We start from the raw sequence: 26,431 nt of genomic DNA, 5'->3' as shown, positions 1-26,431 counted from the left end.
CCTCGCCGGAACACCGTTTCACCTGTGATTTCGGTGCCTTGAGACGATGTGCGGATCTTCACGATGACTGACGAGGATGGTTTCCGCATCCGGCCCGGCCGTACCGCTCGCCCAGTGCCCAGCCCGGGCTTGTGGGAAAGCCGATCCAGCGCGTCTCGAAGCGCAATGGCGGCATCGCCACGCTCGTCCGCGGACATCAGTCCCGGTTCAAGTTCCAGCCTGAAGTGCGGCAGCTCGGTTCGAACGGCGCGACAAGCGCCCGCTAGATTGGCCTTCAGATCGATGACGCGGTAGGTGGCGACGGGATAGGCGACCCCCTTGACCTTGACGTGCCCCAGCTCCTCACAGCCGATCGTGTTCTTCACTTGCGCAATCGTCTCGTAGGAGATGACGACGGCCCCCGGTGGGCCTCCTGTTCCAGGCGCGACGCGAGATTAACGGCGCCGCCAGCAAAGCCAAAGCTCAAAGAACCCCTTGCCAACGGAGAGCCGTCCCTACACGGCCCCATCTCGGTCATTGGAAAATTGGCTGCGAATGATCGGTCTAGCGATTTATCGGCCCTTCCCGGCCTCAATCATTGCTCGCCGTTTAATTAGCCACAATGTCAACATGGTGCGCCCACCAGATTCTGGCCGGGCTGCGTCGGCGTGAACGGCAGCTTTGCGCCGGTGGGTTCAACCGGTCACTGCAACACCTTTAATCTGAGAGGATTGGGAGGTGTCGCATGGTGACGTCACGGATCTGGTTTACCCCGGAGCAGAAGGCCGAGCTTTGGGAGCGGTGGAAGCAGGGTCAGAGCATTTCATCGATCTCGCGGGCACTAGACCGCCGGACCGGCGTTCAGCGGATCGTATCCTTACACGGCGGCATTGCTCCGTCAGCAAGGCGTAGAGCGGCCTCGGCGCTCGAGCTGGGGGAGCGCGAAGAGATCTCTCGCGGGATTGCGGCAGGTCTTGCCATCCGCGCTATTGCACGAAGCTGGGGCGATCCCCATCAACGATCAGTCGCGAGATCTCGCGCAATGGCGGTGCCCAAGCTTATCGAGCAACCCGAGCCGACAAGCAGGCTTGGCAGCGCGCGCTTCGCCCGAAGCAATGTCGCCTGGCATGCTCTGGACGGCTAAGGTGGCGGGTGGCGCAAAAGCTGGCACTGCAATGGTCGCCGGAGCAGATTGGGGGTTGGCTGAAGCGAGCGTACCCAGGCGATCCAAGCATGCGGATATCTCATGAAGCGATCTATCGCAGCCTGTTCATCCAGTCGCGAGGGGTGCTCAAGAAGGAGCTGACAGCCCATCTGCGCACCAAACGACAGATGCGCCTCGGCAAAGGTGCACAGAGCAACCGAACGGGGCAAGGTCAAATCCTCGATATGGTCTCCATCCGCGAGCGTCCCGCCGAGGCGGAGGACCGTGCCATCCCAGGTCATTGGGCATAGGCGCTAAGATAGCTTTGGCATGGACTGAAATTTGCGCTTTCGTGGTGGTTCGCGCCAGCGATATCGCAAGGCATGGAGATTNGCGATCAGAGAGGCGACGATCTGGCGGGTTGCGCGCCACAGCAGCGGGCGCCCGTCGCTCAAGGGGGAGAGACACCCAACTCCTGCGAGAGGGGTTCGGTCACAAGCGCGATGAAGTGTGCAAGGATCCAAGGCTTTGCGATCCTTGGGTCCTTGGCGGGAGGAGAGCGCAGCCCGATCAGGCTCTTCAGGCGCTTGAAGGCGAGCTCGATGCGCCAGCGCATGCGGTAGAGCTTGAGGACCGTATCGGCGGGNCCGCCTTGCGCCATCACCTTGGCGATCCGCTCGGCCTGCAGATAGGCGCGGTCACCGATGCGGATCTCGCCCGCCACCACCGGCACGCGGTCGATCAGCTCGGCCTCGCTCTGATCGGTGATCTCGATGAAGTCGAACTGCTCGCGCTCAAGCTCGAAGGCGCAGTGCATGCGCCAAAGACCATTGCAGCCTGCCATGACCGCCCTCTCTCAGCGAATTTGCAGAACTCTCAGCACACTACCGGGCAGGACCTTTTCCAACGCATTGAATGTATCTCTCGAGGCAACAATCCCTGCGTTTCCACGGAGCCCGCGAGAGGTTGACCATCCCTTTTGGGGTGGCGTCCTCGACAGCGGCTGCCTTTGAACAGGAGGTAAGGGTTCATCCAATCAGAAAACGATCAGCCCGCGCCCCTGCAACAGAACGCCAGCCTTTTGAGCAAAATAGCCCCGATGTCAGCTGGTCTTGATGCCGATCTTTCGGCGCTTCACTGGCGCCGCTTCAGGCTCAGGCGCTACGGCCTTCCGTCCCAGGCCGATCTCCTTCGCCATCGCCGATCGCACCGCGGCATAGTTCGGCGCAACCATTGGGTAATCGGAGGGCAGGCCCCATTTCGCCCGGTACGCATCCGGCGAAAGATCGTAGTGAGTGCCAAGGTGCCGTCTGAGCGATTTGAACTTCTTGCCGTCTTCCAGGCAGATGATGAAATCGGGCGTCACCGATTTCTTGATCGGGACTGCGGGTGTAGGCTTCTCTTCCGCTTTGGGTGGGAGTGCTCCCTGCAGCTTGCTGATCGCTCCATAGGTATCGGCAATTACCCGGGCGAGTTCTGCGACTGGAACCGGGTTGTTGCTGACATAGGCGGAAACGATGTCAGCTGTCATCTCCAGCAATTCCGTGTCGGAGTTGATAAGATCTTCAGGCATTTGGGCCAACCCTTCATTTGCTCTTCAGTTGCCGTAGCCCCGATCTACGTCAGCAGCCTCGCTACAGCAAAGCGCACCGGGTGCACAAGACAAGAAGTTACAAAGAGGAACGTGGCGGGGGCATGGGCCACGAAACGCTACATAAAGCAGTTCAGGCGCGGCACCGCCCAGCAATGAAGGTGGAAGCGCATTGGGCGGGAGGGCGGAAGTTGGTTTTGAGCGAGCCTTGTTATGCTGCCGGCTGCATGGGTGCCTCACCAGCAGGCTGACCAGATCTCGCGGCTCGTCGGGATCGGCAAGCAGGTCGAGCTCCTCGTAGAGGCCAGTCGCTTGTAGCTTGTCGCGCACGTATCGCAGTGCCGAAATATCCTCGATGACTAACCCGACGGAATCGAACAGCGTGATCTGCTGACGTCCCGGCGGCCTTGCGCCCTGGCGTCCCGGAATTCGGTCACCGGGACAGTTGGAGTCCAGCTGCTGGATCTCGCACTCGATGCGTGTCTGTGGTGGGAATTCGACGAAAATGTCGGAGCCCAGCAGGATGTCGCGGTGCAGTTCAGTCTGACCGAAACCTTAAGCTTCGACGTTGATCGCGCTCATCTACACCCCGGAGGACCCCTTTAACAGCTCTTCTATAAAATCAGCCACAATTCTCGAAGGCTCCCTTTGAGGCGGAAGCAACAGAAGCGTCCGAAAGTGAATTGCTGGCTCGAACGGCACGATCATCATTCCCCGACCGAGGAAGGGGTCCGCCGTAATCGGATTGACCATGCCGCAGCCAAGACCAGCCTCGACCATCGCCGCGATCGTCGTCGAATAAGGGGTCTCCAAGACAATTTTTGGCTTCACCCCATGCTCCGCGAAGATCGCCTCCGCCTCTCGCCTTGTCGTGTCCTCCGGCGCGAGTGCGACGAAGTTTTCATCGTGGAGGTCTCTTGGATAGATAACTGCTCTGCCCTGCAAACGGTGGCCCGGAGGCAGGGCAATGGCAACCTGATAGCTGGCAAAGGGCCGAGCGATGACGCCTGCGAGATCGATCTCGTCCGCCGCCACACCGACGTCGAACTGGCCGGAAGCAACCAACTCCTTGACCGAGGACGACATCCGCGCTTGGAACGTTATAGCCACCTGCGGGTGGCGCTTCTGGAACGAGCGCATGACTTTTGGCATGACGTTAGTGCTTAACGCCGACAGGCTTGCCACTCTTATTTCGCCCGACCCGAAGTCTCTTATACGCGCAGCCGCACTCTTGAGATGGATCAGGCCGGAAAACGAGGTTTCAACCTCTCGGAAGAAGAGCCGCCCTTCCGCAGTTGGGCTCATGCGCCCCTTAGCGCGATTGAACAGCGCAAAACCAACGGTGCGCTCCAGCTCCTGAACCGCCTTGCTCACGGCCGGCTGTGAGATGCGCAGGACCTCGGCCGCACGTGTCGTCGTGCCGTTTGTCATCAGGGCGTGGAAGACTTCGATCTGCCTCAGGTTCATCCGACCCTATAACCTCCGAGAATAGTAAACCGTAATCTTGATATTAGACCGCATAATGAGGAGTGTGCTTAAACAATCGCCATGTCCAGGGGGTGGCGAGAGAATGAACGACTTTACTGAAGTGGTGCTGACCCCGAAGGTTAGGAATGAGGGCTTCGATCCGCTTGGAACTGCGGTCCACAGAGCCTCGACGATCGTGTTCGAGAATGCGGAGGCATACGCCAACCGCGCGCAGCGCGGTCCTGAAGGATATTCCTACGGCTTGTACGGCACGCCGACGACGCGCACGCTCGAACAAAAGCTTACCAAGCTCGAAGGAGGCGTCCGGACGTTCCTCGCCCCTTCTGGCCAAGCGGCCAACTCGGTAGCGATGCTTTCTTTCCTGAAGGCTGGCGAGAACATCCTCGTTGTAGACACGTCCTACCCGCCCGTCAGGGACTTCGCCAACCAGGACCTGGCACGCTTCCAGATAGAGACGAGGTACTTCGATCCATCCACGATCGATGATCTCGAAAGCAAGATCGACGAGCGCACCGCGATTGTCTGGTGCGAGTCTCCTGGTTCGACGAGCATGGACGTCCAGGACATACCAGCCATTGTGGCGGTGGCCCGGCGCCGCGGCATTCTCGTCGGATGCGACAACACTTGGGCGACGCCGCTGAACTTCAAGCCGATCCTGCACGGCGTCCATATCGTCACAGAGGCGTTGACCAAATACATCTCCGGGCACTCCGACATACTGATGGGATCGATTACGATCGCCCGTCCCGAACACGAGGCTGTGGTCAAGGGTTTCATGGGACGCTTTGGGATAGGCGTCTCGCCGGACGACGCGGCCCTCGTCCTGCGCGGCATGGAGACACTCGGCATCCGGATGCAGCGCTCGTTCGAAAGCGCGCGGACCTTGGTCGAACAGATCGAACGGCATCCGTTGGTAGACCGCGTGCTGTGGCCGCCACTCGCCCATTCGCCTGGTCATGAGTTCTGGAAACGCGACTTCGTTGGAGCGAGCGGCGTATTCGGCGTGCTGTTCAAGGACGCCTGCACCCGACATGTCTCACCAGCGCTCGACGTCTTGACGACGTTCGCCATCGGCGCCTCCTGGGGAGGCACCCGCAGTCTCGTCGCACCGATGCCCGTCCGGCAGAACAGAACGGCGACAGAATGGCTCGCGTCCGACCTCGTGCTGCGCATCAGTGTCGGGATCGAGGCGCTTGAGGATTTGCAGGCGGACGTCGCTCGCTTGCTCGAAGACATATCTGTTCGGACCGCACAAGATCGGTCCGGCACGGGAGCTCGCTCCTACGGGTAGTCAAATCAAAAACAAGGGGAATCGAACATGGACAGCAGCAAATTCATAGCAATTCACAGGCGGTCGTTTCTGACAGGCTTGTCCGGCATGATCGGCATCGCCGCCGGCGGCTCATTCTTTCCGAGCATGGTCGCGGCCGCGGCTGATAATGATACGCTTAGGATCGCCATCTCTGTGGCCCCCGGCGACTTGGACCCCCACAAATTCAAGGGGCTCTACGCGGTCCAGGACATGGTGTTCGAACCACTCGTCACATACTCCTATGACGGAAAAATTGAACCTGGACTGGCGACCGCTTGGTCCATCGAGAATGAGGGCAAGCTCCTGCGCCTGACGCTCAGAGAGCGGGTGGTCTTCCATGACGGGACACCCTTCGACGCCACCGCGGCCAAGTGGAACCTGGGGCGCTGGATGGGGCAGGCTGACAACAACTGGATGAACTGCTCCAGGCTCTTCGTGGACGCCACCGTCGTCGACGACAGTCATATCGATATTCGCTTCAAGGAGCCCGTTCTTGGGCTGCTGCAAGAATTGGCCTATGTCCGCCCCGGTCGTTTCCTCAGCCCGAAATCGGTCGCGGCTGACGGGAGCTACAAGGCTCCGGTCGGGACCGGTCCGTGGCGTGAAATCAGCGCGGATAACTCGGGCAGCGTCTTCGAGCGGTTCGACCGCTATTGGGGCGAGAAGCCCAAGTTCTCGAAAGTCCAGTTGAAGGTGCTCCCCGACTCGCGTGGCCGTATGGCTGCGCTCCGAGCCGGCGATATCGACCTAATGGGTGGGGCCTTCGTATCGCCGATCACCGCGATCGAGGCCCAGACCTTGAAGCAGGCGGGGCTAGACGTCGTTGTGGAACCCGGTTCGACGACGATGATCATGGCATTCAATCCCGACCGGGCTCCAGCTCTCAAGGAAGTCGCAGTCCGGAAGGCCATCGATATCGGCATAGACCGGGCAGCAATTTCAAAGGTACTTTATCGCGGGATGGCAGCGACGTCGGCCAATCTCTTCGCCGAATCCGTTCCACTTGCCGGAAAGCGCTATGAGGTTCCCCAGATCGACGTCGAAGGCGCTAAGGCGCTTTTGGAAAAAGCGGGATGGGTCGGCAGTCCTGTGAGAGAGAAGGAGGGTACTCCGCTCGCTCTCGAAATCGTCGTCAGCGAAGAACAAATTCCCGGATCGAGATCCGTCGCCGAGGTGCTTCAGGCGGAACTGCAGGAGATCGGCATTCAGCTTACGATCCGCTCGGTGGACCATGCATCGCGACACAGCGATATTCCCGAGCGCAAGTTCGACCTTGCTTTCTTCCAGACATACGGCGCCCCTTACGAGCCTTTCGCCACAATCGTCGGTCTTTTCCTGTCTACCTACGACAACGGGGTCGACGGCAAGCTGTTCGTCGACGCCGAGCGGCTCGATCCGCTCGTGACCGCGACGATGTCGGCGTTGGACCCAAACATGGAAGCCAACGTCCAGAAGGTTTACGATTGGCTGCACGACAACGTCGCCATCGCTCCACTGCTTTACGTGCCAGGTATCTGGGCGCACTCCAGCCGCGTCAAAGACTTCAAGGCCCCAGCAACGGAGTACGACATGCCTTACGAAAACATCAGCCTGAGCGAATAGGAGACGCCGTGTTCTTCTTCATCGCAAAGAGAGCCCGGAACGCGCTCATTCTGCTTTTTCTGGCTTCCGTCTTGTGCTTCTCGCTGGTGGTGTCAGCCCCAGGCAACATCGCTATCTTGATTGCGGAGCTTCGCACCCCAACGGCGACCAAGGCAGACATTGCCAAGGTCGCCGAGGAAATCGGCCTGAACAAGCCATTGCTCATTCGATACACGGACTGGCTTGGCAATGCCGCTCACGGCAACTTCGGTATCTCCTACAAGACTGGGGAGGACGTTGGAACATCTCTTCGGAGCCGGTTATCGGTTACCGCTACGCTGGTCGCCGGCGGAGCCATGGTCGCCCTCGTGTTGAGTTTGCTCATAGGATTTCTCGGGGCCTTGTGGGCACACAGAATGCCCGACCACATTGCACGCGGACTGGCGTTGTTCGGTGCATCCACGCCCTCGTTCTTCGTCGGTGCGCTTCTGGTCTATGCTTTCTCAGTGTCGTTCAAGATATTTCCGACATTCGGCTACGACGGTTTTCGCAGCTTCATATTGCCATGGCTCACAATAGCGATGCTGCCTGCCGCTGTCCTCAGCCGCGTCGTCCGAGTCGGCCTTGAGGAGGCCATGGCGCGTCCTTTCGTCCTCACCGCGATGAGCAAAGGATTCAAACGTGAGCGGATACTCGTGCGCGACGCTTTGCCCAACATCGCGCCGACCTACCTTAATGCGCTCGGAACTCAGATAGGTCTCATGGTCGTGGGCGCCGTCGTGGTAGAGCCGCTGTTCGCTTGGCAAGGCGTAGCAGAGCTGTTCCTGACCGGGGTCCGGTTCCGCGACTTCATGGTGGTGCAGGCCTGTCTCCTGATCTTCATAACCTTCTTCATTATCCTGAATGTGATCGTGGACGTCCTGATGATGCTCACCGATCCGCGGATGCGCCGGCAAAGGAGCGGATCATGAACATAGTAGGCAAATTGGCAGAGCCGATAAGAAAACTGCCGCGCGCATCCGTCATCACCATTGGCGCTTTCGTATTCATCGGCGTGTTCGCACCGCTGCTCACACCTCACGCGCCGAACGCCCAGAACCTGCTGCTCGCAGGCGAAGGCCCAACCATGACACACTGGCTGGGCGCCGACCACCTTGGACGGGACACGCTCAGCAGGCTGATAACCGCTGCCCGGACCTCACTTGTCGGCGTCTGTCTCGTGCTCGTCATCGCCCACACGATAGGAACCACCATCGGTACGGTCGCCGGATATCGACGCGGCTGGACGGACGAGATCCTGATGCGCATTGTCGACGTCGGTCTCGCTATCCCCAGCCTTATCATTTCGCTCGCGGTCATCGGCGTATTCGGGGCCAGCTACTGGAACATGATCCTCGCCTTGGCGCTGGCTTGGTGGCCGGGTAGCGCTCGCGTCAGCCGCGCGGTGGCCGTGAGCGTCATGAACAAGCCCCAGATGGAGGCGCTGCGCGTCCTTGGTGCTAGCCCTATGCGGATCTACTTCGTCCATCTTCTTCCAACGACGCTCGGCGCCGTCCTTGTCTATGCCACGGCAGACGCGGGCGCAGTAGCTCTGGCGATTGCCACTCTGAGCTTTCTCGGCCTCGGCATCCAACCGCCAACTCCGGAATGGGGGCAGATGCTGGTCGATGCGCTTCCCTATCTGGAAACGGATCCACGGCAGGTTGTTCTCCCGGGTCTTGCCCTTACGCTGGCCGTGATTGGATTCAATATCCTGGGTGAAGCAGTCGCGCTGAACCGCGTGCCGACCCCGCTCACCAACAAGATGCTTGTCGCGCGTTGGCGCGCCAGGGCGCTCTGGGCAAAGGAGTCGATCTGATGCCCGCTCAAACCGTACTGGACGTGAGAAACCTGACTGTCGATCTCTTAACTGGCCATGGGGCGGTCCGTCCGGTCGATGGCGTCAGCTATTCGATACGACGCGGGGAGACGTTGGCTGTCGTAGGAGAGAGCGGCAGCGGCAAGACCGTGATGAACTTCGCTCCTCTCGGTCTGATGCCGCTTGGTGTGAAAGCGGACGTTTCGGGCTCAGTGGTCTTCGACGGCACCGAGCTGGTCGGAGCCTCCGAGGACAAAATCAGACGCCTCCGTGGAAAATCGATAGGCTTCATTTTTCAGGACCCGATGAGTGCACTGAACCCCGCAAGAGGGGTGGGGCGGCAAATCGCGGAGATGGCTGAGTTCCACTTGGGCATGTCGGCAACTGCCGCCGAAGCAAGGGCGCTAGACCTTCTTAAATTGGTCGACATATCCGACCCGGCGGCGCGACTAAGGCAGTATCCTCACGAACTGTCCGGTGGCCTCAGGCAGCGCGTGATGATTGCAATTGCCATCGCGGCCGAACCCAAGCTCCTGATTGCGGACGAGCCGACCACCGCGCTCGACGTCACCGTTCAGGCCCAGATCCTGCGCCTGCTCAAGAACATTCAGTCAAAGCTTAAAATGGCGATGGTTCTCATTACTCACGACATGGGCGTCGTCGCAGGATCGGCAGACCGAGTGGTCGTCATGTACGCGGGCCGGAACGCGGAAACCGGTCCCGTCGAAAAGGTTCTGGTTTCCCCGCATCATCCCTACACGATGGGGCTGATCGACGCCATCCCGCGGCGTGAAGACGCGATCGGGGCACCCTTCCGGGGACTCCCCGGCGTGCCGCCTATGCTCGCGGCGCCTATTGTCGGGTGTGCTTTTGAGCCGCGCTGCGTTCATTCGGTCCAAAGCTGCAAATCGCATCGGCCTAAGCTCGTCGAGACGCTCGACCCTTCGGTCTTCGCCGCGTGTCCTGTGATCAACGACCACCTCTTGGAGAGAGTAAGCTGATGGCTGTTCTCGAAGTCGAAAACCTTGTGACCAGCTTTCCCAGCGCGATGAGGGGCAAGACCATCAAGGCCGTAAACGACGTGTCAATCACGTTGAACGCGGGCGAAATCGTCGGCCTCGTCGGCGAGTCCGGCTGCGGTAAGTCGACACTTGGCCGATCCATCGTGGGGCTGGAGAACCCTCAGTCGGGTAGAGTGATCTTCGACGGCGTCGATCTCGGATCCCTCTCGGGCAGACGCCTTAGGGAAGTGCGCCGTGCCGTCCAATACGTGTTCCAGGACCCCTACGCCTCGTTGAACGATCGACAGACCGTTGGCGAAGCAATCGCAGAGGCTCTGATCATCAAAGGGATGCGCTCGAAGGAACAACGTGCGGCGCGTACGACGGAGCTGTTGGACCAGGTCGGACTGGCGACCCAGGTCAGGGACCGGTTCACCCGAGAGCTGTCCGGTGGACAGCGTCAACGTGTGGCAATCGCGAGGTCACTTGCCGTGGAACCGCGGGTGCTGATCTGCGACGAGCCCGTTAGCGCGCTCGATCTTTCGATCAGGGCGCAAGTGATGAATTTGTTCATGGGACTGCGCAGGGACCTTGGCGTCGCCTGTTTGTTCATCGCTCACGACCTCGGCCTCGTTCGACAGGCTTCGTCGCGTGTTTACGTCATGTACCTTGGTCGGATCGTCGAGATGGGAAGGTCTGAGGACGTCTACAACCATCCGAGCCACCCCTACACGCAGTTGCTCCTGGCATCGGTTCCAGTAGCCGATCCCATTGAGGAGAGAAATCGGAAGGTCCCGCTGCTCGTAGGAGAGATACCGAGCCCGACCAATCCTCCTTCGGGATGCGCGTTTCGGACGCGTTGTCCACTAGCTGTCGCCGACTGTGCGACAGCACTCCCGCCTCAGATCGAGGTCAGTGCCGGTCACCGGGCGGCGTGCGTGCTCGCGGAAAAGGTCTTCCGTGGAGAACGCAGTGCTCTCAACGTCCCGCCTGAATCCGGAAGAATGCCCGGGCAAGTGCGTCTGATGACTGCCCCCGCCCTCTGAAAGTAATCATTCAAGATCGAGTCGCACCTGCATGAGTCTGTCACCGGACATCGCCCTGCTGTCGCTTCCGGAACTGTCCCGCAGACTTCGCGCGAGGGAAATATCTCCCCTTGAACTCACGAAGACGTACCTCGACAGAATCGCTGCGCTGGACCAGAGACTTCACAGCTTCAACTCGCTGCGAACTGAAAGCGCGTTGCAGGAGGCATCGGCGGCGGAGCAGGCGCTCATGCGCGGGGACTGGCTAGGCCCGCTGCACGGCGTGCCCATTGGCATCAAGGACCTGATCGATGTCGCGGGACTGCCGACCACGGCGCAGGCTGTTCACAGACGCGACGCGATCGCCAGCGAGGATGCAGGCGTCGTCGCATCCTTGAAGCGGGCCGGCGCGATTATCCTCGGGAAGCAAGCAACCACCGAATACGCGGTGTCCGGGACGCAGTTCGATCTTGGCTGGCCGCCCGCCCGCAACCCGTGGAACCTCGATCTCGACCCATCGTCGTCATCGAGCGGCTCGGCGATTGCGGTTGCGGCGGGTTTGTGCGCCGGGTCGGTGGGGACGGAGACCGCAGGCTCCATACGAGATCCTGCCGCGTGGTGTGGGGTCGCAGGTCTCAAGCCGACCGACGCGCTGGTAAGCCGAAAGGGCGTACTTCCGCTGTCACGATCAATGGATTGCGTCGGTCCGCTAGCCTGGACGGTCGAGGACTGCGCCCTGATGATAGCGTCGATGGTGTCGACGGATAGTGACGATCTTTTGCTTAGAGGTTTCAAGAGCCCTGATATCTCAAGGATAGGAGAAGGGATCCGAGGTCTGCGCGTCGGCGTCATAAGGCAATTCTACGAGGGCGATCCCGACGTCGATCAGGACGTGCTCGACGCGATGGAGAATACGCTCACCGTCGTGCAGGATCTTGGCGGCCGTGTTTCCTCCGTCAAATTGGCGGATTTCGGCCTGTATGGTTCTGTCGCAAGAAACATTACCTGGCCGGAGGAATACGCCGAACATCGGACGGAGCTCGATGCCTATCCAGAACGGTTTCACCCTGTCAGCCGCTCCCGCCTGCAGGACGGGAGGACCGTTTCGGCGGCCGACTATATCGATGCCCGCCTTCGGCAGAAAGCGCTGACTGAAGCCCTAGCCGGCATTATGGATGACGTCGACGTCCTTGTCCTGCCGACGATGAAGACGCCCGCTCAGATCCTAGGTTATGAGATGACGGAGATGGGCGAGATGGAACTTTCGCTCAGCCGGCCTTTCAACCTTACTGGTAGCCCGGCGCTTGCGATCTGCAACGGCTTTACCGCGACGGGACTTCCGATCTCGATGCAGATCGTGGGCCGCAAGTTTGAGGACGACACAGTGCTGAGGGCGGGACACTCCGTGGAGCAGGCGCTGGGACTTCGATCCAGGAGGCCGGTGGTGGCGACAGAAAATCCCGGGTGAGACCCGCCAAAGCACAGCCAGCCGAAACGCGTCGATCTCATGGCGCCTTCGGACCTATGTGCAGAGCAATCTCCCGAAGGCGGTGCACTCGGTCAATGCCACGCTCGTTTTGTAACAGCTTACAAGGCAAAAAGCCTGGCGGAGATGCCAGTCAACCCGAGCCGCGGACTACGCTGCCCTCGCAGCTTGGAGAGTGTGCAGCATCTCCGGCTTGAGATGCGTATACCGCCGCAACATCTTCCAATCCTTGTGACCCGTGACCAAAGCTACCTGTTCGATCGTGAATCCAGCTTCGAAGAGGCGGCTTGTTCCTTCATGCCGCAAGTCGTGAAAGTGAAGGTCGTCGATGGCCAGGTCAGCGCATCCTCGACGAAAGGCGGTGCCGACCGACCTATGATTGAAGGGGAAAATTCGATCATCGTCATTGCTTCGCTTGGCCAGTCGGTCCTCGACAATGGCCCATGCGTCGTACCCAGTTGCCGCGAACAAGGGTATGCGTTGATTGTTCCCGTTTTTGTTTCGTGGGTCTTTCCGGTCACGGATGAGAAGCATCCGCGTGCGGGCGTCCATGTCGGACCACCGCGCCTTGCAGATTTCCTCCTGGCGCATCGCCGTTGCGACGGCGAAACGTATTATCTGACCAACCGGCGCTATTTGACGAGGATTTGCATCGAAGTGGGCGATGAGTCTGTCGAGTTCATCCTGGGTCGGCCTCCTGTCGCGCTGATTGCCTTTACCAACGAGGCCAAGCCTCTTTAGGGCAATACGCGCGAGATCAACCGGTTCGACCTTGACGGGCAGGCCGTGCACCGCAGCGGCATGAGCCAGTATGAGTTTTACAAAGCCGATGTCCATGCCGAGCGTCATCGGTCCGGCACCTTGGGCGGCCCGGTCGCGCCCAAAACGAATGAGCCGTTCGCGATCGAGAGCCGCGATGTTGCACTTCCCCAGATGTCTTTGGAGCATATCGAGAGCCGCGGCCTTGGAGCGGCGAGGGGACTTGCCTACATCACACATGTCGCCGATATGAAGGTCGATGAGTTCACCGAAAGTTTTCAGGCGGGCTATACGGGACTTGGTCGGCGTCTCACCACGATCGACTTGGCGCTCGGCTTCGGTTGCCCAGCGCCGTGCGTCGTCTCGGCGTAGGAAGGTCTCGCTGACGTAGCGACCCTTGCGACGGACTTGGACGCGCCAGGAACCGGACGAGAGTTTTGTGTAGGTGGCCATTTTTTTGTGTGCGCTCTGTGTGCACTGAGAGATCGAAACGTGGCGAAAAGGGTCGTATTCTGGCGCAAATTCGTGTGCACTCGGTAGGTTCTAACGATTTGATGTTAAAGAAAAAATGTTGAAAAATCAAGAGCATAGACTGGCTATTGCACCCATGATGGACTGGACCGACCGGCATTGCCGGTTCTTCCACCGCCAGTTGACGCAGCGTGCGCTGCTCTACACCGAAATGGTGGTGGCGGACGCTGTCATCCATGGTGCGCGCGAGCGGCTGCTTGGTTTTGACGAGGCCGAACATCCGGTGGCACTGCAACTCGGCGGCTCCGATGCGCAAAAGCTGGCCGAGGCGGCGCGCATCGGCGAGGGCTTCGGTTACGACGAAATCAATCTCAATGTCGGCTGTCCGTCCGACCGGGTCCAATCTGGCACGTTCGGCGCCTGCCTGATGAAAGTGCCTGACCTCGTCGCCGATTGTGTGGCGGCGATGAAGGCGGCGGTGAAAATCCCGGTGACGGTTAAATGCCGCATCGGCGTCGACGAGCAGGATCCGGAGCCCGCGCTCGACGCGCTGGCCGACGGCGTCTTCGCGGCCGGCGCCGACGCGCTGTGGGTGCATGCGCGCAAGGCCTGGCTGGAGGGGCTGAGCCCGAAGGAAAATCGCGACATCCCGCCGCTCGACTATGACAGGGTCTATCGCCTCAAGGCGGGAAAATCGAACAAATTCATCGGCATCAATGGCGGCGTTCATTCGCTCGAAGAGGCGGCTCGCCACCTCGATCATGTCGATGGCGCCATGCTTGGCCGCGCCGCCTACCACACGCCAGGCATCCTGGCCGGCATCGACGCGGCATTCTACGGCGGCAAGGCCGGCACCTACGATTTTGCCGCGCTGATCGACGCGATGGCCGACTATGCGGCGCGGCATATCGAGCAGGGCGGGCGGCTCGGCCACGTCACTCGCCACATGGTCGGGCTGTTCCACGGCCTGCCCGGCGCGCGCCGCTTCCGGCAGATACTGTCCACCGACGCGACGAAACCCGGCGCCGGACCGGATGTGCTGAAGGCAGCGTTCGCTGCCGTCGATTTCGACCGTGTTGAAAAGGCCGCTTAAGCAGTTCAGTCGCGCAGAATCATCCGGTCGCCGCGCACGTCGAAACCCGACAGGGAACCGATGAAGTTCATGCCGAGCAGGCTCTGGCTGAGCGCGCCGGGCGCGGCGACCATCACCTGCATGTTCTTGCGCACGATGCCGCCGATCGCCAGTTCGTCGGTGCGCACCGAAGCGGCGCGTGCCATGCCATTGGCGGTCGAGACCGGGACGGTGAAGCTCAGCGCTGCCGGATTGAAGCCGGCCGCCTGCGCGTCTTCGGCGGTGAGCACTGTACTGGTCGCGCCGGTATCGACGACGGTGCGGATCGGCGCGCCGTTGATCGTGATGCGGGCCTCGAAATGGCCGCTGTCGGCCTTGTCCAGGGTCACGGTGGCATGGCCGTCCTCGACGCCGAGCTCCAGCGGGCTGCCGGGAACGAGGCCCGCCGTCACCCGGCTGGCGAAATCCTGCAACTCGTAGCGGTACTGGTAGCCGGCGACGAGCGCCAGCACGATCAGGGCCCACGTGCCGAGATTGCGGGCCATGACGCCGAGCGGCCTGCCGGACCGGACAAGGCCGGCGCTGACGAGCAAGCCGATCGCCCCCAGCCAGACCAGACGGCTGAAATCGTAATTCTCGATGCCGAACGTGCTGCCGGCGTCGTTGTTGATCATCAGCAGCACCAGCCCGAGGCCGATTGCCGCCATCACGATCCAGAACAGTCGGTTCATTGGACCTGCCGCCTCAAGAGAGGACGTCGCGCTCGCGCGCCATGCGGCTGCGGCGTGTTTCCCGGCGCGGCCTGCGCTCGACCGTTTCCAATCGGGCCGGCAACTCGGCCATGACGCTGCGGCGTACCTCCGGCGTCATCCCCATCCAGGCGCCGATTTCATCGCGCGTGCGGCCACAGCCGAAGCAGAAGCCGGTTTTCATGTCGATCGAACAGACCAGGATGCACGGGGATTCGATGGCCGTCATGACTTTCTCTTGAAGGTTCCGTCCGGAATCCCTCGTTCCATCTCCACATGGTGCAACGGCAAAGCCAATGCAAGCCCTTCGGAATGCGGCGCGGGCAACCGCTTTCGCGCCAATGTCGAGGGGAGTTGTGCCGGCCGGGCAAGGCGGTTATGCCGCTGATCAACCACAGGGAATGATCAGGACCGACATGACCAGCGCGCTGCCCTTCGACGACTTTCGCAATCTGCTGGCGAGCCTGCCGCCTGCCGATACAGTCGCGGAAAACAGGGTGCGCACCCTGTTTTCCAAGGCCGACAAGCCGAAAGCCTCGCTTGGCCGCATCGAGGACATCGCCGCCTGGCTTGCTGCCTGGAGCGGGCGCGCCCCGCCGGCGGTGAACCGGCCCCTGGTGGCGATCTTCGCCGGCAACCATGGCGTGACCCGCCACGGCATCTCGCCGCGCCCTGTCGCTGCGACCGCAAACGCCGTTGAGCTGTGCGCCGCCGGCGGTGCGGCAATCAACCAGATTTGCGTCGCCAACAATCTTGGCCTCAAGGTGTTCGATCTGGCGCTGCACATTGCGACCGCCGACATCACCGAGGACGCCGCCCTCGACGAACGCGGCTGCGCCGCCACCATGGCCTTCGGCATGGAAGCCATTGCCGGTGGCTCCGATCTGATTTGCCTCGGCGATCTCGGCGTCGGCAACTCCACCGTTGCGGCGGCTTTGTGCGCCGCCCTGTTCGGTGGCAGCGGCGCCGACTGGGTCGGCCCCGCCTCGGGCGCCGACGCGGCCATGCAGGCGCGCAAGGCTGATGTAGTCGATAAAGCCGTCGCCTTGCATGGTGCGGCTCTGAAGGACCCCCTGGAAGCACTGCGCCGGGTCGGCGGCCGCGAATTCGCGGCCATTGCCGGCGCTATCCTCGCCGCCCGGATGCAAAAAATCCCGGTGCTGCTCGACGGNCGGTGCTGCTCGACGGCTTCGCCGCGACCGCTGCCGCTGCCGTGCTGCATGCCGCCAACCCGGGTGCGCTCGACCATTGCCTGCTGGCCAGCCAGTCGCCCGAACCCGGCCAAAGGCTTGCCGCCGAGCGGCTCGGCCTCAGGCCGCTGTTCGATCTCGGCATCAGCCACGGCGAAGGGGTAGGGGCCGCCCTTGCCGCCGGTCTGGTCAAGGCGGCGGCGCTTACCAGTTCGGGCATGGCGGCGGCGGTCAAAGCCTAGAACAAGCTGTCAGCGTCGGCGAGCCGCCGCGACCGCCTTTGTCGGCAGCGCCGGCAGTTCCTCCATCACTCGGGCGAGCGGGAAGATGGCGATTGCCTCGGTGCCTTCGCGCAATTTCGACTGAAGTTCGAATTCGCCGCCATGCATGGCGAGCAGGCCCTGAACGATCGGCAGCCCGAGCCCGGTGCCCTGTTCGGCGCTCTTGATGGCGATCGAGCCCTGGCCGAAGGCGGACAGCACGATCGGGATTTCGTCCTCCGGTATGCCCGGCCCATTGTCCTTGACCGAAATGTACTGGCCACCGCCCGCCGTCCAGCCGACGCGCACGCGAACTTCGCCGCCGGTGGCGGTGAATTTGATGGCGTTGGACAGGAGGTTGAGCGTGATCTGCCGCACCGCGCGCTCGTCGGCGAACAGCCGCGGCAGGGCACTTTCGAAATCCTGGACGATGCGGATGTCCTTGTTGCGCGCCTTCAATTCCATCATGTGGCAGCAATCTTCGGCGATGTTGAGCAGCATCACCGGCTCTTCGTTGAGCTGATAGCGGCCGGCCTCGATGCGCGACAGATCGAGGATTTCGTTGATCAGGTCGAGCAGATGCTGGCCGGAATCGTGCACGTCGCGGGCGTAGTCGCGATAGGTCGGGTTGCTCATCGGCCCGAGCACCTCATTGGCCATCACCTCGGAAAAACCGAGAATGGCGTTGAGGGGCGTCCTGAGCTCATGGCTCATAGAAGCAAGGAAGCGCGACTTCGCCAGATTGGCGTCTTCGGCCCGCCGACGAGCTTCGTCCGACATTGATTTCGCTGTCTCCACCTCGGCGAGCAGCGCGTCCTTTTCGGAGCGGAAGGACAGAAGTATCAGCGACGAGCGGTTGAGATGGCGCGCGATATAGGCAAAGAACGGCAATGCCGCGACCAGCAGGGCGACCATGATCGTCCCGACCGGCACCCAAAATTTCGTTTCAGCATAGGCATAGACCGCCACCGGAACGACGAAGGTGGCAAGCAGAGAGCCGCGCAAGGACGACGCCATGATAGCGGTCGCCGCCATGGCCAGCAGCAGCACCACCGCCTTGGCGGCCTGGAACTGGTCGATCTGGCAGGTGGCGCAGCCGAGCCATGCGAACCACGCCCAGCCGAGGCCGCACAGCGAATGTCCGATCAGGAAATCCCTGCGGGTGTGAACAGGATTGAGCTCGGCGGCTTCGGTGCGCTCGACGCGGCGCGCCATGAAGGCGACGATCGAATAGCAGATCAGGGTGAACAGCGCCCAGACGCTGATCTGTTTGTCCACACCGGCCAGCAGCCCGGCCGCCGCGACCGCCAACACCAGCAGTGGGATGACGGCTGCGCCGCGCACCATGGTCCCGGCATGCAGCTTCAGCAGTTCACGGTCGAAGTCGAGATTGCCAACCTGCTGCGAAAGACGGTCGCGCGTCTTGCGCACCGCGCGCGCCACATCGCTGTTGCGGTGCGGTTTCCGGCGGTCCACAATGAATTTATCCGCTGTGTTCGAGCGTAGCAGAGGCATGGAAACTTCGATTTATGCGCGCAGCGATCTCAATTCGTTAAGCTACGTTCGAATGATTAAGAGACTGTTTGCCATATGAGCCGTTCGTGGTCGCCAAGGCCGCGCCGGCGATACTATCCGCCGCCGCCGCGAAGCCTGTGGCGCAAGCTGCTGGATTACGCGCTGACGGTCATTCTGCTCGGCCTGCTGATCCTGCTCGCCGCACGCCTCGACCGTTTCGAGACGCGCAAGGCGCAAGGGGTGGCGATCGTCAACGATGGCGATTCACTCACTCTTGGCACCGAACGTATCCGCATGCGCGGCATCGACGCTCCGGAATACCAGCAGATCTGCCGTAGGGATGGCGCAGACTACGCCTGCGGCAGGCTGGCGCGCCAGGCGCTGGTGCGGCTGATATCAGGAAATCCGGTGACCTGCAGCGGCTGGCAGCGCGACCGCTACGGCCGCCTGCTCGGCGATTGCAAGGCCGGCGGCAAGGATCTCAACCGGGCCCAGGTTGAGGCCGGCTGGGCCATTGCCTATGGCGATTTCGACACCGAGCAGGCCATTGCCCGCGCCGGCAAGGTTGGCATCTGGGCCGGCACGTTCGATGAGCCGCAAGACTGGCGCGAAAGCCACCACGGCGGCCCGCTCGAAAGAAAGCACGGCACCCTGGCTTCGGTCGGTGACGCCTTGCGAGAGATGTTTCGCTTCTGGTGACGAGCACTATAGTTGAAGGACCAGATCGGGAGGATAAGCATGAAACTGTTCGACGGCGGCCGCGCCCCCAATCCGCGGCGCGTGCGGGTTTTCCTCGCCGAAAAGGGCATCGCAGTGCCGCTGGTGCCGGTCGACATGGGTGCGATGGGGCACAAGCAGGAGCCGGTCAGGTCGCGCAACCCGCTGCAGCGGCTGCCGGTGCTCGAGCTCGACGGCGGTACCATCCTCACCGAATCCGTCGCCATCTGCCGCTATTTCGAGGAACTGCATCCCGAACCGGCGCTGTTCGGGCAAGGCGCGCTCGGCAGGGCCAAGGTCGAGATGTGGCAAAGGCGCATGGAGTTCAATCTGCTCAGCTGCGTCGCCCAGGCTTTTCGCCACATCCATCCGGCGATGAAGGAATGGGAAATTCCGCAGATCCCCCAATGGGGCGAGGCCAACAAGGCGAAAGCGGTCGAATTCCTGAAACTGCTCGACCCCGAACTGGCAAACCGCGAATTCGCCGCCGGCGACGCCTATTCGATCGCCGATATCACCGGCATGATCGCCATGGATTTCATGAAACCGGCGCGCATCAAAGTGCCGGACGAGTGCACCAACGTGCTGCGCTGGTACAGCGCCGTCTCGAGCCGTCCGAGCGCTTCCGCCTGATGGAGGCGGAACTCGAACGCTTGACGGCAAAGGTCCGAGCCTGCCGCATCTGCGTCGACACTCCGGTCGGCAGGCCACTGCCGCACGAGCCGCGCCCGGTGCTGCTGCCATCATCCAGTGCCCGCATCCTGCTCGCCGGCCAGGCGCCAGGCACAAAGGTGCATTTGTCGGGCATGCCGTTCACCGACGCGTCCGGCGACCGCTTGCGAAGCTGGCTGGGCGTGACAAGCGAGGAATTCTACGACACGGATAAATTCGCCATCGTGCCAATGGGGTTCTGCTTCCCCGGCCAGGACGCCAAGGGCGGCGACCTGCCGCCGCGCCGAGAATGCGCGCTGGCCTGGCGCGCGCCGCTGATGGCGCTGATGCCGCAGATCGACCTCGTTTTGACAATCGGCTCCTACGCGCAATCCTGGCATATGGGCGCCACGCGCCGGCCGTCGCTGACCGAAACCGTGAAGGACTGGCGCACCATCTGGGATGCGCCGGCCAGCCTGAAAGTGCTGCCGCTGCCACACCCGTCATGGCGCAACTCAGGATGGCGGAAGCAGAATCCATGGTTTGAAATGGATTTGCTGCCGTTTCTGAGATCGGAAATCCGCTATCGCATAGATTAGACTTTAAGCAAGATATCACTCGCTTTTGTGCCATCCGGCAGAATTTCTTTCTTGTGAAAGGTCGAAATAAGAGGGAGTATAGCCAATCTATTCCCAAAGCGCGTCGCGCCCGAGGGAACGCGGCCTGCACCAGGAGCACCTCAATGGATCGCCTCGACAGAAAAATTCTCCGCCTCCTGCAGGAGGACGCGACGCTCGCGGTTGCCGATGTCGCCAAGAAAGTCGGCCTGTCGACGACGCCGTGCTGGCGCCGCATCCAGAAGCTGGAGGAAGAGGGAGTCATCAAGCGGCGCGTCGCCATTCTCGACCACGAAAAGGTCAATGTGCGCGTCACCGTCTTCGTGTCGATCCGCACCAATTCGCACAGCCATGAATGGCTGCGGCGTTTCTCGGAAGTCATCCAGGAATTTCCCGAGGTGGTCGAATTCTACCGCATGAGCGGCGACGTCGATTATCTCTTGCGCGTCGTGGTGCCCGATATCGCCGCCTATGACGCCTTCTACAAGCGGCTGATCGCCAAGATCGAGATCCGCGACGTGTCGTCGTCCTTCGCCATGGAGCAGATCAAGTACACGACCGAAATGCCGCTCGACTACATGCTGCTGGACAAGGAATCCGGCGCCAACGCGGCCTGAGCGCGGTTGTCCGTGACTGGGCGGTGACGCTGCACAAGCCGGCGGCGCTTAGTTTTTCTTTTTGTTGAGGAAACTCCAGGGCGAGTTGACCGGCAGCGTGATCGTGTCCGGCACCGTGTCGACTGCCACCACATCGGCTTTGCGTACGGTGTAGCCGGACTGGATGATGCTGACGCCGTCGAGAATGAACAACTGGCTCTTCTCCAAGCCGGGCCGCAAGGCGCCGGTCACGGCAACCGACTCATAGGCCTGCGACATCTTGTAGGGACGGGCCGGCGTCACCAGCACGATCTGGTTGGGCGGCGGCGTCGGCATGTGGCTGCAAGCGCCTGTCCACGGCACCAGCAGGAACTGGTAGACGAGGTCGCCATCGCGGTCGACCGGCAATGCATAGCCGGCTAATTGTACCATCTTGTCCTGCAGGTTGAGCGACAATGTCTCGCCACGATCGGGCAGTTTTGCCGCAATCATCGGCAGGCCGGCATCTTCGGCCACCGCCTGCGTCGCAGGACGCAGATCTTTCCAGAAGATGTGCGCGGTTTGGCCTGAGGCGTTGGTAGCGGTGAACACCAACAACGCGGCTGCAAGCGCCAAGGTCGATTTGAGAGGACTGCTCATCGGCCGCTTCCTTTGTGCAGGAGTAAAGACGCCGCGGCCGATCGCGTCAACGCTCGAGCCGCATCACATGTCTGCGAGAGCCGGCCATGCCGACCTCATGGAACCCGCGAGCGATGAACACGCCGCGAAACCCCATGAAACGGTAGCTCGGCGATGCCTCGTCGACCGGGTAGGCCTCGATCACGCCGGCGCCCTTGGCAAAGGCGTGATCTATGGCAGCGTCAAGCAGCGCTGCCGCCAGCCCGCCGCCGCGCAGCGCCCTTGGCACATAGAAGCAGACGATCGACCAGATGCCGGTCTCGTCATCGTCCTGTTGCGACGTCAGCTTCCGATAGGTCTGGCGCGGCGCGACCGAGCACCAGCCGACGGTCTTGCCGTCAATCTGGGCCAAGATTCCCACCGGCGTACCGGCCTCGACAAGCGCCATCATGGCCCGTTTCAACTCGGCGTGCTGGACATGCTCGCGGCGGCCGGGCAGGGGCCGCCAGGCCATGCACCAGCAATACTTCGGACCGCCTTGCGCTTCGAAGAGGCCTTCGAAATCGGCGCGCGTCTGCCGCGTCACCTCGGTGAACCGGACGTTGGCTAGGTCAGCCTTTTCTGGCGGCGATCCGCTCGACGATCTTGGCATTGGTGAGTTCCCGTACGGCGTCCTTGCCAATCCAGCGCGCCGTCTTGTCGGCCGACTGGGCCAGTCGTTCGGCCACGGCAAGGGCAGCGCCGTGCATCTCCAACGATCGCTTGCCGATCGAACGAAGCGCCCAGTTTGCCGCCTTCTTCACGAAATTGCGGCTGTCGGCGGCATGCGCTTCGATGATCGGCAGGAAGCCGAGGAAAGTCGCCACCGGCTCCTGCTTCCGGTGCACGACGGACCAGGCCATCATGGCAAAGGCCGTGCGCCGAACGAACTCTCGCTCGTCCGCCGCGAACTCCTCGATCAGCTCCTTCCAGGCGTCCGTGTCGACGAAGAGATCGGAGACGCCGTCGACGATATCCCAGGAATCGAAGGACGACGCCCATTGTCGTGCATCCGCGGCTGAGAAGCGCTTCGGGTCGGCCGTGACGGAAGCGATGAACTGCGCCTCCATGATGCCGGTCTGCCATAGCTCGAAGGCTCGTTCGTGGTTGCGCTTGATCTTTTTGGCGATCTGCCGCTGCATGCCATGCGAGATGCCGAGCGCGCGTTCGATCTTGATGCCGTAGCGCAGCATGCCGCGGCGATTGTCTTCCGAGCCGATCGAGCGCAAATGGGCGACGATCTCATCGGCGCTCGATTGGGGCGAAAGCTCGGCCATTGCGAACGCCTACTTCTCCAGTCGCGCAAGCAGGGACGACGTATCCCAGCGCTTGCCGCCCATCGCTTGCACATCCTTGTAGAACTGGTCGACAAGGGCGGTCACCGGCAGTCGCGCGCCATTGCGGTCGGCTTCATCGAGGCAGATGCCGAGATCCTTGCGCATCCAGTCGACGGCAAAGCCGAAATCGTATTTGCCGGCATTCATCGTCTTGTGTCGGTTCTCCATCTGCCAGGACCCGGCAGCGCCCTTGGAAATCACCTCGATGACCTTCTCGATGTCGAGCCCGGCCTTCTTGCCGAAGTGGATGCCTTCGGCCAGTCCCTGAACCAGCCCGGCAATGGTGATCTGATTGATCATCTTCGTGAGCTGGCCGGCGCCCGACGGACCCATCAGCCCGACCATGCGGGCAAAGGCGTCGATGACCGGCCTGGCCTTGTCGAAGGCAGCCTGCTCGCCGCCGACCATCACCGTCAGCACGCCGTTTTCAGCGCCCGCCTGGCCGCCGGAGACCGGGGCATCGAGAAAGGAAAAGCCGGCCTTTTCAGCGGCGTCGGCCAGTTCTCGCGCGACTTCGGCCGAAGCGGTGGTGTTGTCGATGAAGACGGCGCCTTTTTTCATCGCGGCGAAGGCGCCATGGGCCCCGGTCGTCACCGAGCGCAGATCGTCGTCATTGCCGACGCAGGAGAAGACGAAATCCTGGCCCTCTGCGGCGTCCGCCGGCGTCGCGGCAGACTTGCCGCCATGCTGGGCCACCCATTGTTCCGCCTTCGCCGCGGTGCGGTTGTAGACGGTGACGTCGTGGCCGCCTTTGTTCCTGAGGTGCCCGGCCATGGGATAGCCCATCACGCCAAGACCGAGAAATGCCACAGATGCCATGAGTTTGCCCTTCAGACGGAACGGAATTGTCTTGGAAAGCTCTAGGCTCTACGCGCCATTCGTCAAGACGCGCATGAGCCGATCGACTGGTACAGCCGACCGCTCAGCGGATCAGATGAATGGTGATCCGTCGCTCGATCCATTCGACGCCGTGGCGCAGGATCTCGACCATCACCAGATAGACGATGGCGACCCAGACATAGGCCTGGAAGTCGAAGGACTTGGCGTAGGCCAGCTTCGCGTTGCCCATCAAATCATAGACGGTGATGATGGCAACGATGGCGGAAGCCTTGATCATCAAGACGAGTTCATTGCCGTAGGGCCGGAGCGCGACGATAAAGGCCTGCGGCAGGACGACCTTGCGCAGCGTCTGCAGCTTGTGCAGGCCGAGCGAAGCAGCGCCCTCCCATTGGCCCCTCGGAACACTCTCGATGGCGCCGCGCAGGATTTCGGCCTGGTAGGCGGCGGTGTTGAGCGCGAAGGCGAACACACCGCAATTGAAGGCGTCGCGGAAGAACCACCACAGCCCGACGGATTCGAGCTGCACCCGGAATGAGCCCAGGCCGTAATAGACGAGATAGACCTGGACCAGCAGCGGCGTGCCGCGGAAGAAGTAGACGTAGCAATAGGCCAGGACGGACAGATAGCGGTTCTTCGACATGCGGGCATAGGTGACGGGCAGCGAAAAGAGCGCGCCGAGCACCATCGAGATGGCCACCAGCGCAAGCGTGGTTCCCAAGCCCTGCAGATAGGCCGGCGCGTATCTGGCGAAGAATTCGCCATTCCAAGCGTAAACCAGATAGACGGCGATGCCGATGCCGAACAGGATCCAGAAGCCGACCAGCGCGTAGCCGACGATACGGGCCCGCGGCCAGCCTCGCGCCCGTGGTGGTGGCTTCTCGATGTCGACGGCGGCGCGCGTCACGACGCTCATCGTGCCTCCCTCCTCCCGAGCGAACGCAGGATGAAGCCGGTGGCGATCGACGACAGGATGGCAAGGATAAGGAACACCATCGCCGCGACGCTGTAGAACAGGAAGGAATGTTTGGTGACACGGGCCGCCACGCCGGCGTTGCGCAAGGTTTCAGCCAGGTTGACGACCGACACCAGGGCCGTGTCCTTGAGCAGGCTCAGCCAGCAATTCTCAAGGCCGGGGAAGGCGATGCGCAGCAGCTGCGGCAGGATCACCTTGCGCATCGTCTGCCATTTCGACAGCCCGATCGCATAGCCGCCCTCATACTGGCCCTTCGGAATGGCGCGAAAGGCCGACAGGAAGACTTCGCTGGAATACGACGAAAAGATCAGCGACAGCACGATCATGCCGGCGAGGAAGCTGTCGACATCGACCGTCGCTTCCGGCCTGAACAGACGGATGACATACTGCAAGAGGATCGGCATGCCGAAGAAGAACAGGAAAAGCGTCACCAGTTCCGGCAGCCCGCGAAACACCGTGGTGTAGATGTTGGCAGCCACGCGAAGCGACGGCTCTTCGGATTGTTTCGCCCAGGCGACGAAAAAACCGATCGTCAGGCCGATCGGCAGTGTCGCCAGCGCGAGCGCAATGGTGACCAGTGCGCCATAGGCAATATCGTCAATCCAGCCATCGGGTCCCCAAGTGAGAAGTATCCATATGTTCTGGCTTGGCATTGACGGGTCTTGTCTCCACTTCTGTCAGGCCAAGGCGGCAGCAGGAAACTTCCCCTGCCGCCTTGTTTCAGACGATCAGGACTCGGCGCCGAAGACGTCGAACTTGAAGTACTTGTCGTTGATTTCCTTGTACTTTCCGTTGGCGCGGATTGCGTCGATGGCGCTGTTCAACTTGTTGACCAGATCCGACTCGCCCTTGCGCACGGCGATGCCGGCGCCCGGTCCAAAGATATCGACCGGCTGCGGCGAAGGCTGGCCGAGAATCTTGCAGCAGGCGCCATCAGGCGAATCGAGGAACTGCTGCAACACGACGATATCGTCCTCGATCGCGTCGAGACGGCCATTGGCGAGATCGGCCTGCTCTTCGGGGCTGCTCGGATAGCCCTTGACCGTGCTGTCCGTATAGGTTTTCGAGGCATAATTGAAATGCGTCGTGGTGGTTGCGACGCCGATGGTCTTGCCGGCCAAGTCTTCCTTGGTCACGCCCTTGAGGGTCGAATCCTTGGGTACCGCGATCGCCGACGGCGTGTTGTAGTATTTGTGGGTGAAGTCGACCTTCTCGGCGCGCTCCGGCGTGATCGACATCGAGGCGACGATGGCGTCGAACTTGCCGGCCTGCAGGGCCGGAATGATGCCGTCCCAATCCTGGGCGACGAAGGTGCACTTGACCTTCATCTCGTCGCAGAGCGCCTTGGCGATGTCGATGTCGAATCCCACGAGCTGGCCGTCCGAGGTCAGGTTGTTGAATGGGGGGTAGGCGCCTTCGGTGCCGATTCTCAGGGTCGTTTCCTGAGCCTGGGCGACGCCGAGCGTCAGCAGCGCAGCCGATGCGGCGAGCGCGATACGCAGTGCAATACGCATGATAGACCTCTCTTTATGGCTCCCGGCCGTCGTTCCGGAACGGCTCTG

Annotated in this window: 25 protein-coding genes and 5 pseudogenes; 14 read left to right on the top strand and 16 right to left on the bottom strand. The window is 61.6% G+C overall.

Going from position 1 to position 26,431, the window contains the following annotated elements:
• Positions 1-137 precede the first annotated feature (137 nt).
• Positions 138-448: pseudogene (locus X726_RS1000000171545) on the bottom strand (adenylate/guanylate cyclase domain-containing protein); the annotation flags it as partial.
• A 530-nt stretch (positions 449-978) separates the two neighbouring features.
• Here X726_RS1000000171545 and X726_RS1000000167975 point away from each other — a divergent pair.
• Positions 979-1,434 carry an IS30 family transposase gene (locus tag X726_RS1000000167975; RefSeq protein ID WP_156940621.1) on the top strand — a complete coding sequence of 152 codons (456 nt, stop codon included), beginning with the start codon at positions 979-981 and terminating at the stop codon, positions 1,432-1,434.
• A gap of 188 nt (positions 1,435-1,622) precedes the next feature.
• Here X726_RS1000000167975 and X726_RS1000000172225 read toward each other — a convergent pair.
• The 4 genes and pseudogenes from X726_RS1000000172225 to X726_RS1000000171530 form a co-directional block, all read right to left on the bottom strand.
• Positions 1,623-1,940 (bottom strand): annotated as a pseudogene (locus tag X726_RS1000000172225) (transposase); the annotation flags it as partial.
• Between the two features lie 285 nt (positions 1,941-2,225).
• Positions 2,226-2,696, bottom strand: coding sequence for a MucR family transcriptional regulator (locus X726_RS158980; protein ID WP_023669031.1), 471 nt, complete (start codon positions 2,694-2,696; stop codon positions 2,226-2,228).
• A gap of 249 nt (positions 2,697-2,945) precedes the next feature.
• A pseudogene (locus tag X726_RS1000000171535) lies at positions 2,946-3,308 on the bottom strand (ornithine cyclodeaminase); the annotation flags it as partial.
• 18 nt (positions 3,309-3,326) lie between these two features.
• Positions 3,327-4,181: pseudogene (locus X726_RS1000000171530) on the bottom strand (LysR substrate-binding domain-containing protein); the annotation flags it as partial.
• 103 nt (positions 4,182-4,284) lie between these two features.
• On the opposite strand from X726_RS1000000171530, the gene X726_RS158990 reads away from it, so the two are divergent.
• The 7 genes from X726_RS158990 to X726_RS159020 are packed head-to-tail and all read left to right on the top strand — an operon-like array spanning position 4,285 to position 12,447.
• Complete coding sequence (locus X726_RS158990; protein WP_023669028.1) at positions 4,285-5,493, top strand: aminotransferase class I/II-fold pyridoxal phosphate-dependent enzyme; 1,209 nt, start codon at positions 4,285-4,287, stop codon at positions 5,491-5,493.
• A gap of 27 nt (positions 5,494-5,520) precedes the next feature.
• On the top strand, positions 5,521-7,116 hold the full coding sequence (locus X726_RS158995; protein WP_245272083.1) for an ABC transporter substrate-binding protein: 1,596 nt from the start codon (positions 5,521-5,523) through the stop codon (positions 7,114-7,116).
• A gap of 8 nt (positions 7,117-7,124) precedes the next feature.
• Positions 7,125-8,066: an ABC transporter permease gene (locus X726_RS159000; protein ID WP_023669026.1), complete on the top strand. Its 942-nt coding sequence runs from the start codon at positions 7,125-7,127 to the stop codon at positions 8,064-8,066.
• Positions 8,063-8,953: an ABC transporter permease subunit gene (locus X726_RS159005; RefSeq protein WP_023669025.1), complete on the top strand. Its 891-nt coding sequence runs from the start codon at positions 8,063-8,065 to the stop codon at positions 8,951-8,953. The genes X726_RS159000 and X726_RS159005 overlap by 4 nt, the downstream gene beginning before the upstream one ends.
• The gene (locus X726_RS159010) at positions 8,953-9,954 is read left to right on the top strand and encodes an ABC transporter ATP-binding protein (RefSeq protein ID WP_023669024.1); all 1,002 of its coding nucleotides are present in this window, start codon (positions 8,953-8,955) and stop codon (positions 9,952-9,954) included. Before X726_RS159005 ends, X726_RS159010 begins: the two co-directional genes overlap by 1 nt.
• Positions 9,954-11,000: an oligopeptide/dipeptide ABC transporter ATP-binding protein gene (locus X726_RS159015; protein ID WP_023669023.1), complete on the top strand. Its 1,047-nt coding sequence runs from the start codon at positions 9,954-9,956 to the stop codon at positions 10,998-11,000. The genes X726_RS159010 and X726_RS159015 overlap by 1 nt, the downstream gene beginning before the upstream one ends.
• A gap of 31 nt (positions 11,001-11,031) precedes the next feature.
• Entirely contained in the window at positions 11,032-12,447 is a 1,416-nt protein-coding gene (locus tag X726_RS159020) for an amidase (protein WP_031214772.1), read from the top strand.
• Between the two features lie 168 nt (positions 12,448-12,615).
• Here the strand turns inward: X726_RS159020 and X726_RS159025 are convergent, their stop codons facing one another.
• Entirely contained in the window at positions 12,616-13,677 is a 1,062-nt protein-coding gene (locus X726_RS159025) for a site-specific integrase (protein WP_023669021.1), read from the bottom strand.
• 115 nt (positions 13,678-13,792) lie between these two features.
• On the opposite strand from X726_RS159025, the gene dusA reads away from it, so the two are divergent.
• Positions 13,793-14,788 (top strand): tRNA dihydrouridine(20/20a) synthase DusA, encoded by a 996-nt coding sequence (gene dusA / locus X726_RS159030; RefSeq protein ID WP_023669020.1) that lies wholly within the window; start codon positions 13,793-13,795, stop codon positions 14,786-14,788.
• 5 nt (positions 14,789-14,793) lie between these two features.
• Here dusA and X726_RS159035 read toward each other — a convergent pair whose 3' ends face one another.
• A complete protein-coding gene (locus X726_RS159035; protein ID WP_023669019.1) occupies positions 14,794-15,498 on the bottom strand; it encodes a TIGR02281 family clan AA aspartic protease in 705 nt (234 codons plus the stop codon).
• A 13-nt stretch (positions 15,499-15,511) separates the two neighbouring features.
• Positions 15,512-15,745 (bottom strand): DUF1289 domain-containing protein, encoded by a 234-nt coding sequence (locus tag X726_RS159040; protein ID WP_023824914.1) that lies wholly within the window; start codon positions 15,743-15,745, stop codon positions 15,512-15,514.
• Positions 15,746-15,932: 187 nt separating this feature from the next.
• On the opposite strand from X726_RS159040, the pseudogene X726_RS01000000166760 reads away from it, so the two are divergent.
• Positions 15,933-16,948, top strand: a pseudogene (locus X726_RS01000000166760) (nicotinate-nucleotide--dimethylbenzimidazole phosphoribosyltransferase).
• Between the two features lie 9 nt (positions 16,949-16,957).
• Here X726_RS01000000166760 and X726_RS159045 read toward each other — a convergent pair.
• Positions 16,958-18,481 carry a HAMP domain-containing sensor histidine kinase gene (locus X726_RS159045; RefSeq protein WP_023669017.1) on the bottom strand — a complete coding sequence of 508 codons (1,524 nt, stop codon included), beginning with the start codon at positions 18,479-18,481 and terminating at the stop codon, positions 16,958-16,960.
• Between the two features lie 75 nt (positions 18,482-18,556).
• Here X726_RS159045 and X726_RS159050 point away from each other — a divergent pair, with 75 nt between their 5' ends.
• The 4 genes from X726_RS159050 to X726_RS159065 all read left to right on the top strand — a co-directional run bounded on the left by X726_RS159050 (position 18,557) and on the right by X726_RS159065 (position 21,083).
• On the top strand, positions 18,557-19,180 hold the full coding sequence (locus X726_RS159050; protein WP_023669016.1) for a thermonuclease family protein: 624 nt from the start codon (positions 18,557-18,559) through the stop codon (positions 19,178-19,180).
• Between the two features lie 39 nt (positions 19,181-19,219).
• The gene (locus X726_RS159055) at positions 19,220-19,831 is read left to right on the top strand and encodes a glutathione S-transferase (protein WP_023669015.1); all 612 of its coding nucleotides are present in this window, start codon (positions 19,220-19,222) and stop codon (positions 19,829-19,831) included.
• Positions 19,831-20,448 carry a uracil-DNA glycosylase family protein gene (locus tag X726_RS159060; protein ID WP_023669014.1) on the top strand — a complete coding sequence of 206 codons (618 nt, stop codon included), beginning with the start codon at positions 19,831-19,833 and terminating at the stop codon, positions 20,446-20,448. The genes X726_RS159055 and X726_RS159060 overlap by 1 nt, the downstream gene beginning before the upstream one ends.
• Positions 20,449-20,591: 143 nt before the next feature.
• On the top strand, positions 20,592-21,083 hold the full coding sequence (locus tag X726_RS159065) for an Lrp/AsnC family transcriptional regulator (RefSeq protein WP_023669013.1): 492 nt from the start codon (positions 20,592-20,594) through the stop codon (positions 21,081-21,083).
• Between the two features lie 48 nt (positions 21,084-21,131).
• Here the strand turns inward: X726_RS159065 and X726_RS159070 are convergent, their stop codons facing one another.
• The 7 genes from X726_RS159070 to X726_RS159100 form a co-directional block, all read right to left on the bottom strand.
• Positions 21,132-21,701 (bottom strand): DUF3299 domain-containing protein, encoded by a 570-nt coding sequence (locus X726_RS159070; protein ID WP_023669012.1) that lies wholly within the window; start codon positions 21,699-21,701, stop codon positions 21,132-21,134.
• Positions 21,702-21,747: 46 nt separating this feature from the next.
• On the bottom strand, positions 21,748-22,332 hold the full coding sequence (locus X726_RS159075) for a GNAT family N-acetyltransferase (RefSeq protein WP_023669011.1): 585 nt from the start codon (positions 22,330-22,332) through the stop codon (positions 21,748-21,750).
• Positions 22,292-22,996, bottom strand: coding sequence for a DNA alkylation repair protein (locus X726_RS159080; RefSeq protein WP_023669010.1), 705 nt, complete (start codon positions 22,994-22,996; stop codon positions 22,292-22,294). Before X726_RS159080 ends, X726_RS159075 begins: the two co-directional genes overlap by 41 nt.
• 9 nt (positions 22,997-23,005) lie before the next feature.
• The gene (locus tag X726_RS159085) at positions 23,006-23,875 is read right to left on the bottom strand and encodes an NAD(P)-dependent oxidoreductase (protein ID WP_023669009.1); all 870 of its coding nucleotides are present in this window, start codon (positions 23,873-23,875) and stop codon (positions 23,006-23,008) included.
• Positions 23,876-23,978: 103 nt separating this feature from the next.
• On the bottom strand, positions 23,979-24,809 hold the full coding sequence (locus X726_RS159090) for an ABC transporter permease (RefSeq protein WP_023669008.1): 831 nt from the start codon (positions 24,807-24,809) through the stop codon (positions 23,979-23,981).
• Positions 24,806-25,522, bottom strand: coding sequence for an ABC transporter permease (locus X726_RS159095; protein ID WP_023669007.1), 717 nt, complete (start codon positions 25,520-25,522; stop codon positions 24,806-24,808). The genes X726_RS159090 and X726_RS159095 overlap by 4 nt, the downstream gene beginning before the upstream one ends.
• A 75-nt stretch (positions 25,523-25,597) precedes the next feature.
• Positions 25,598-26,383 (bottom strand): ABC transporter substrate-binding protein, encoded by a 786-nt coding sequence (locus tag X726_RS159100; RefSeq protein ID WP_023669006.1) that lies wholly within the window; start codon positions 26,381-26,383, stop codon positions 25,598-25,600.
• Positions 26,384-26,431 lie beyond the last annotated feature (48 nt).

The sequence above is a fragment of the Mesorhizobium sp. LSJC285A00 genome (assembly GCF_000503155.1).
Classification (GTDB): Bacteria; Pseudomonadota; Alphaproteobacteria; order Rhizobiales; family Rhizobiaceae; genus Mesorhizobium.
The sequence above is the reverse complement of the archived record's forward strand: the minus strand, read 5'-3'. Positions and strand labels throughout refer to the sequence as shown.

Excerpts from the sequence above, each read along its gene's own strand:
- X726_RS159100 (WP_023669006.1), bottom strand. The coding sequence starts at position 26,383 with ATGCGTATTGCACTGCGTATCGCGCTCGCCGCATCGGCTGCGCTGCTG.
- X726_RS159090 (WP_023669008.1), bottom strand. The coding sequence starts at position 24,809 with ATGAGCGTCGTGACGCGCGCCGCCGTCGACATCGAGAAGCCACCACCA.
- X726_RS159065 (WP_023669013.1), top strand. The coding sequence starts at position 20,592 with ATGGATCGCCTCGACAGAAAAATTCTCCGCCTCCTGCAGGAGGACGCG.
- X726_RS159040 (WP_023824914.1), bottom strand. The coding sequence starts at position 15,745 with ATGACGGCCATCGAATCCCCGTGCATCCTGGTCTGTTCGATCGACATG.
- X726_RS158980 (WP_023669031.1), bottom strand. The coding sequence starts at position 2,696 with ATGCCTGAAGATCTTATCAACTCCGACACGGAATTGCTGGAGATGACA.
- X726_RS159020 (WP_031214772.1), top strand. The coding sequence starts at position 11,032 with ATGAGTCTGTCACCGGACATCGCCCTGCTGTCGCTTCCGGAACTGTCC.
- X726_RS158995 (WP_245272083.1), top strand. The coding sequence starts at position 5,521 with ATGGACAGCAGCAAATTCATAGCAATTCACAGGCGGTCGTTTCTGACA.
- X726_RS159080 (WP_023669010.1), bottom strand. The coding sequence starts at position 22,996 with ATGGCCGAGCTTTCGCCCCAATCGAGCGCCGATGAGATCGTCGCCCAT.
- X726_RS158990 (WP_023669028.1), top strand. The coding sequence starts at position 4,285 with ATGAACGACTTTACTGAAGTGGTGCTGACCCCGAAGGTTAGGAATGAG.
- X726_RS159005 (WP_023669025.1), top strand. The coding sequence starts at position 8,063 with ATGAACATAGTAGGCAAATTGGCAGAGCCGATAAGAAAACTGCCGCGC.
- X726_RS159035 (WP_023669019.1), bottom strand. The coding sequence starts at position 15,498 with ATGAACCGACTGTTCTGGATCGTGATGGCGGCAATCGGCCTCGGGCTG.
- X726_RS159060 (WP_023669014.1), top strand. The coding sequence starts at position 19,831 with ATGGAGGCGGAACTCGAACGCTTGACGGCAAAGGTCCGAGCCTGCCGC.
- X726_RS159070 (WP_023669012.1), bottom strand. The coding sequence starts at position 21,701 with ATGAGCAGTCCTCTCAAATCGACCTTGGCGCTTGCAGCCGCGTTGTTG.
- X726_RS159015 (WP_023669023.1), top strand. The coding sequence starts at position 9,954 with ATGGCTGTTCTCGAAGTCGAAAACCTTGTGACCAGCTTTCCCAGCGCG.
- X726_RS159010 (WP_023669024.1), top strand. The coding sequence starts at position 8,953 with ATGCCCGCTCAAACCGTACTGGACGTGAGAAACCTGACTGTCGATCTC.
- X726_RS159095 (WP_023669007.1), bottom strand. The coding sequence starts at position 25,522 with ATGCCAAGCCAGAACATATGGATACTTCTCACTTGGGGACCCGATGGC.
- X726_RS159045 (WP_023669017.1), bottom strand. The coding sequence starts at position 18,481 with ATGCCTCTGCTACGCTCGAACACAGCGGATAAATTCATTGTGGACCGC.
- X726_RS159025 (WP_023669021.1), bottom strand. The coding sequence starts at position 13,677 with ATGGCCACCTACACAAAACTCTCGTCCGGTTCCTGGCGCGTCCAAGTC.
- X726_RS159075 (WP_023669011.1), bottom strand. The coding sequence starts at position 22,332 with ATGCCAAGATCGTCGAGCGGATCGCCGCCAGAAAAGGCTGACCTAGCC.
- X726_RS159050 (WP_023669016.1), top strand. The coding sequence starts at position 18,557 with ATGAGCCGTTCGTGGTCGCCAAGGCCGCGCCGGCGATACTATCCGCCG.
- X726_RS159085 (WP_023669009.1), bottom strand. The coding sequence starts at position 23,875 with ATGGCATCTGTGGCATTTCTCGGTCTTGGCGTGATGGGCTATCCCATG.
- dusA (WP_023669020.1), top strand. The coding sequence starts at position 13,793 with ATGTTGAAAAATCAAGAGCATAGACTGGCTATTGCACCCATGATGGAC.
- X726_RS159055 (WP_023669015.1), top strand. The coding sequence starts at position 19,220 with ATGAAACTGTTCGACGGCGGCCGCGCCCCCAATCCGCGGCGCGTGCGG.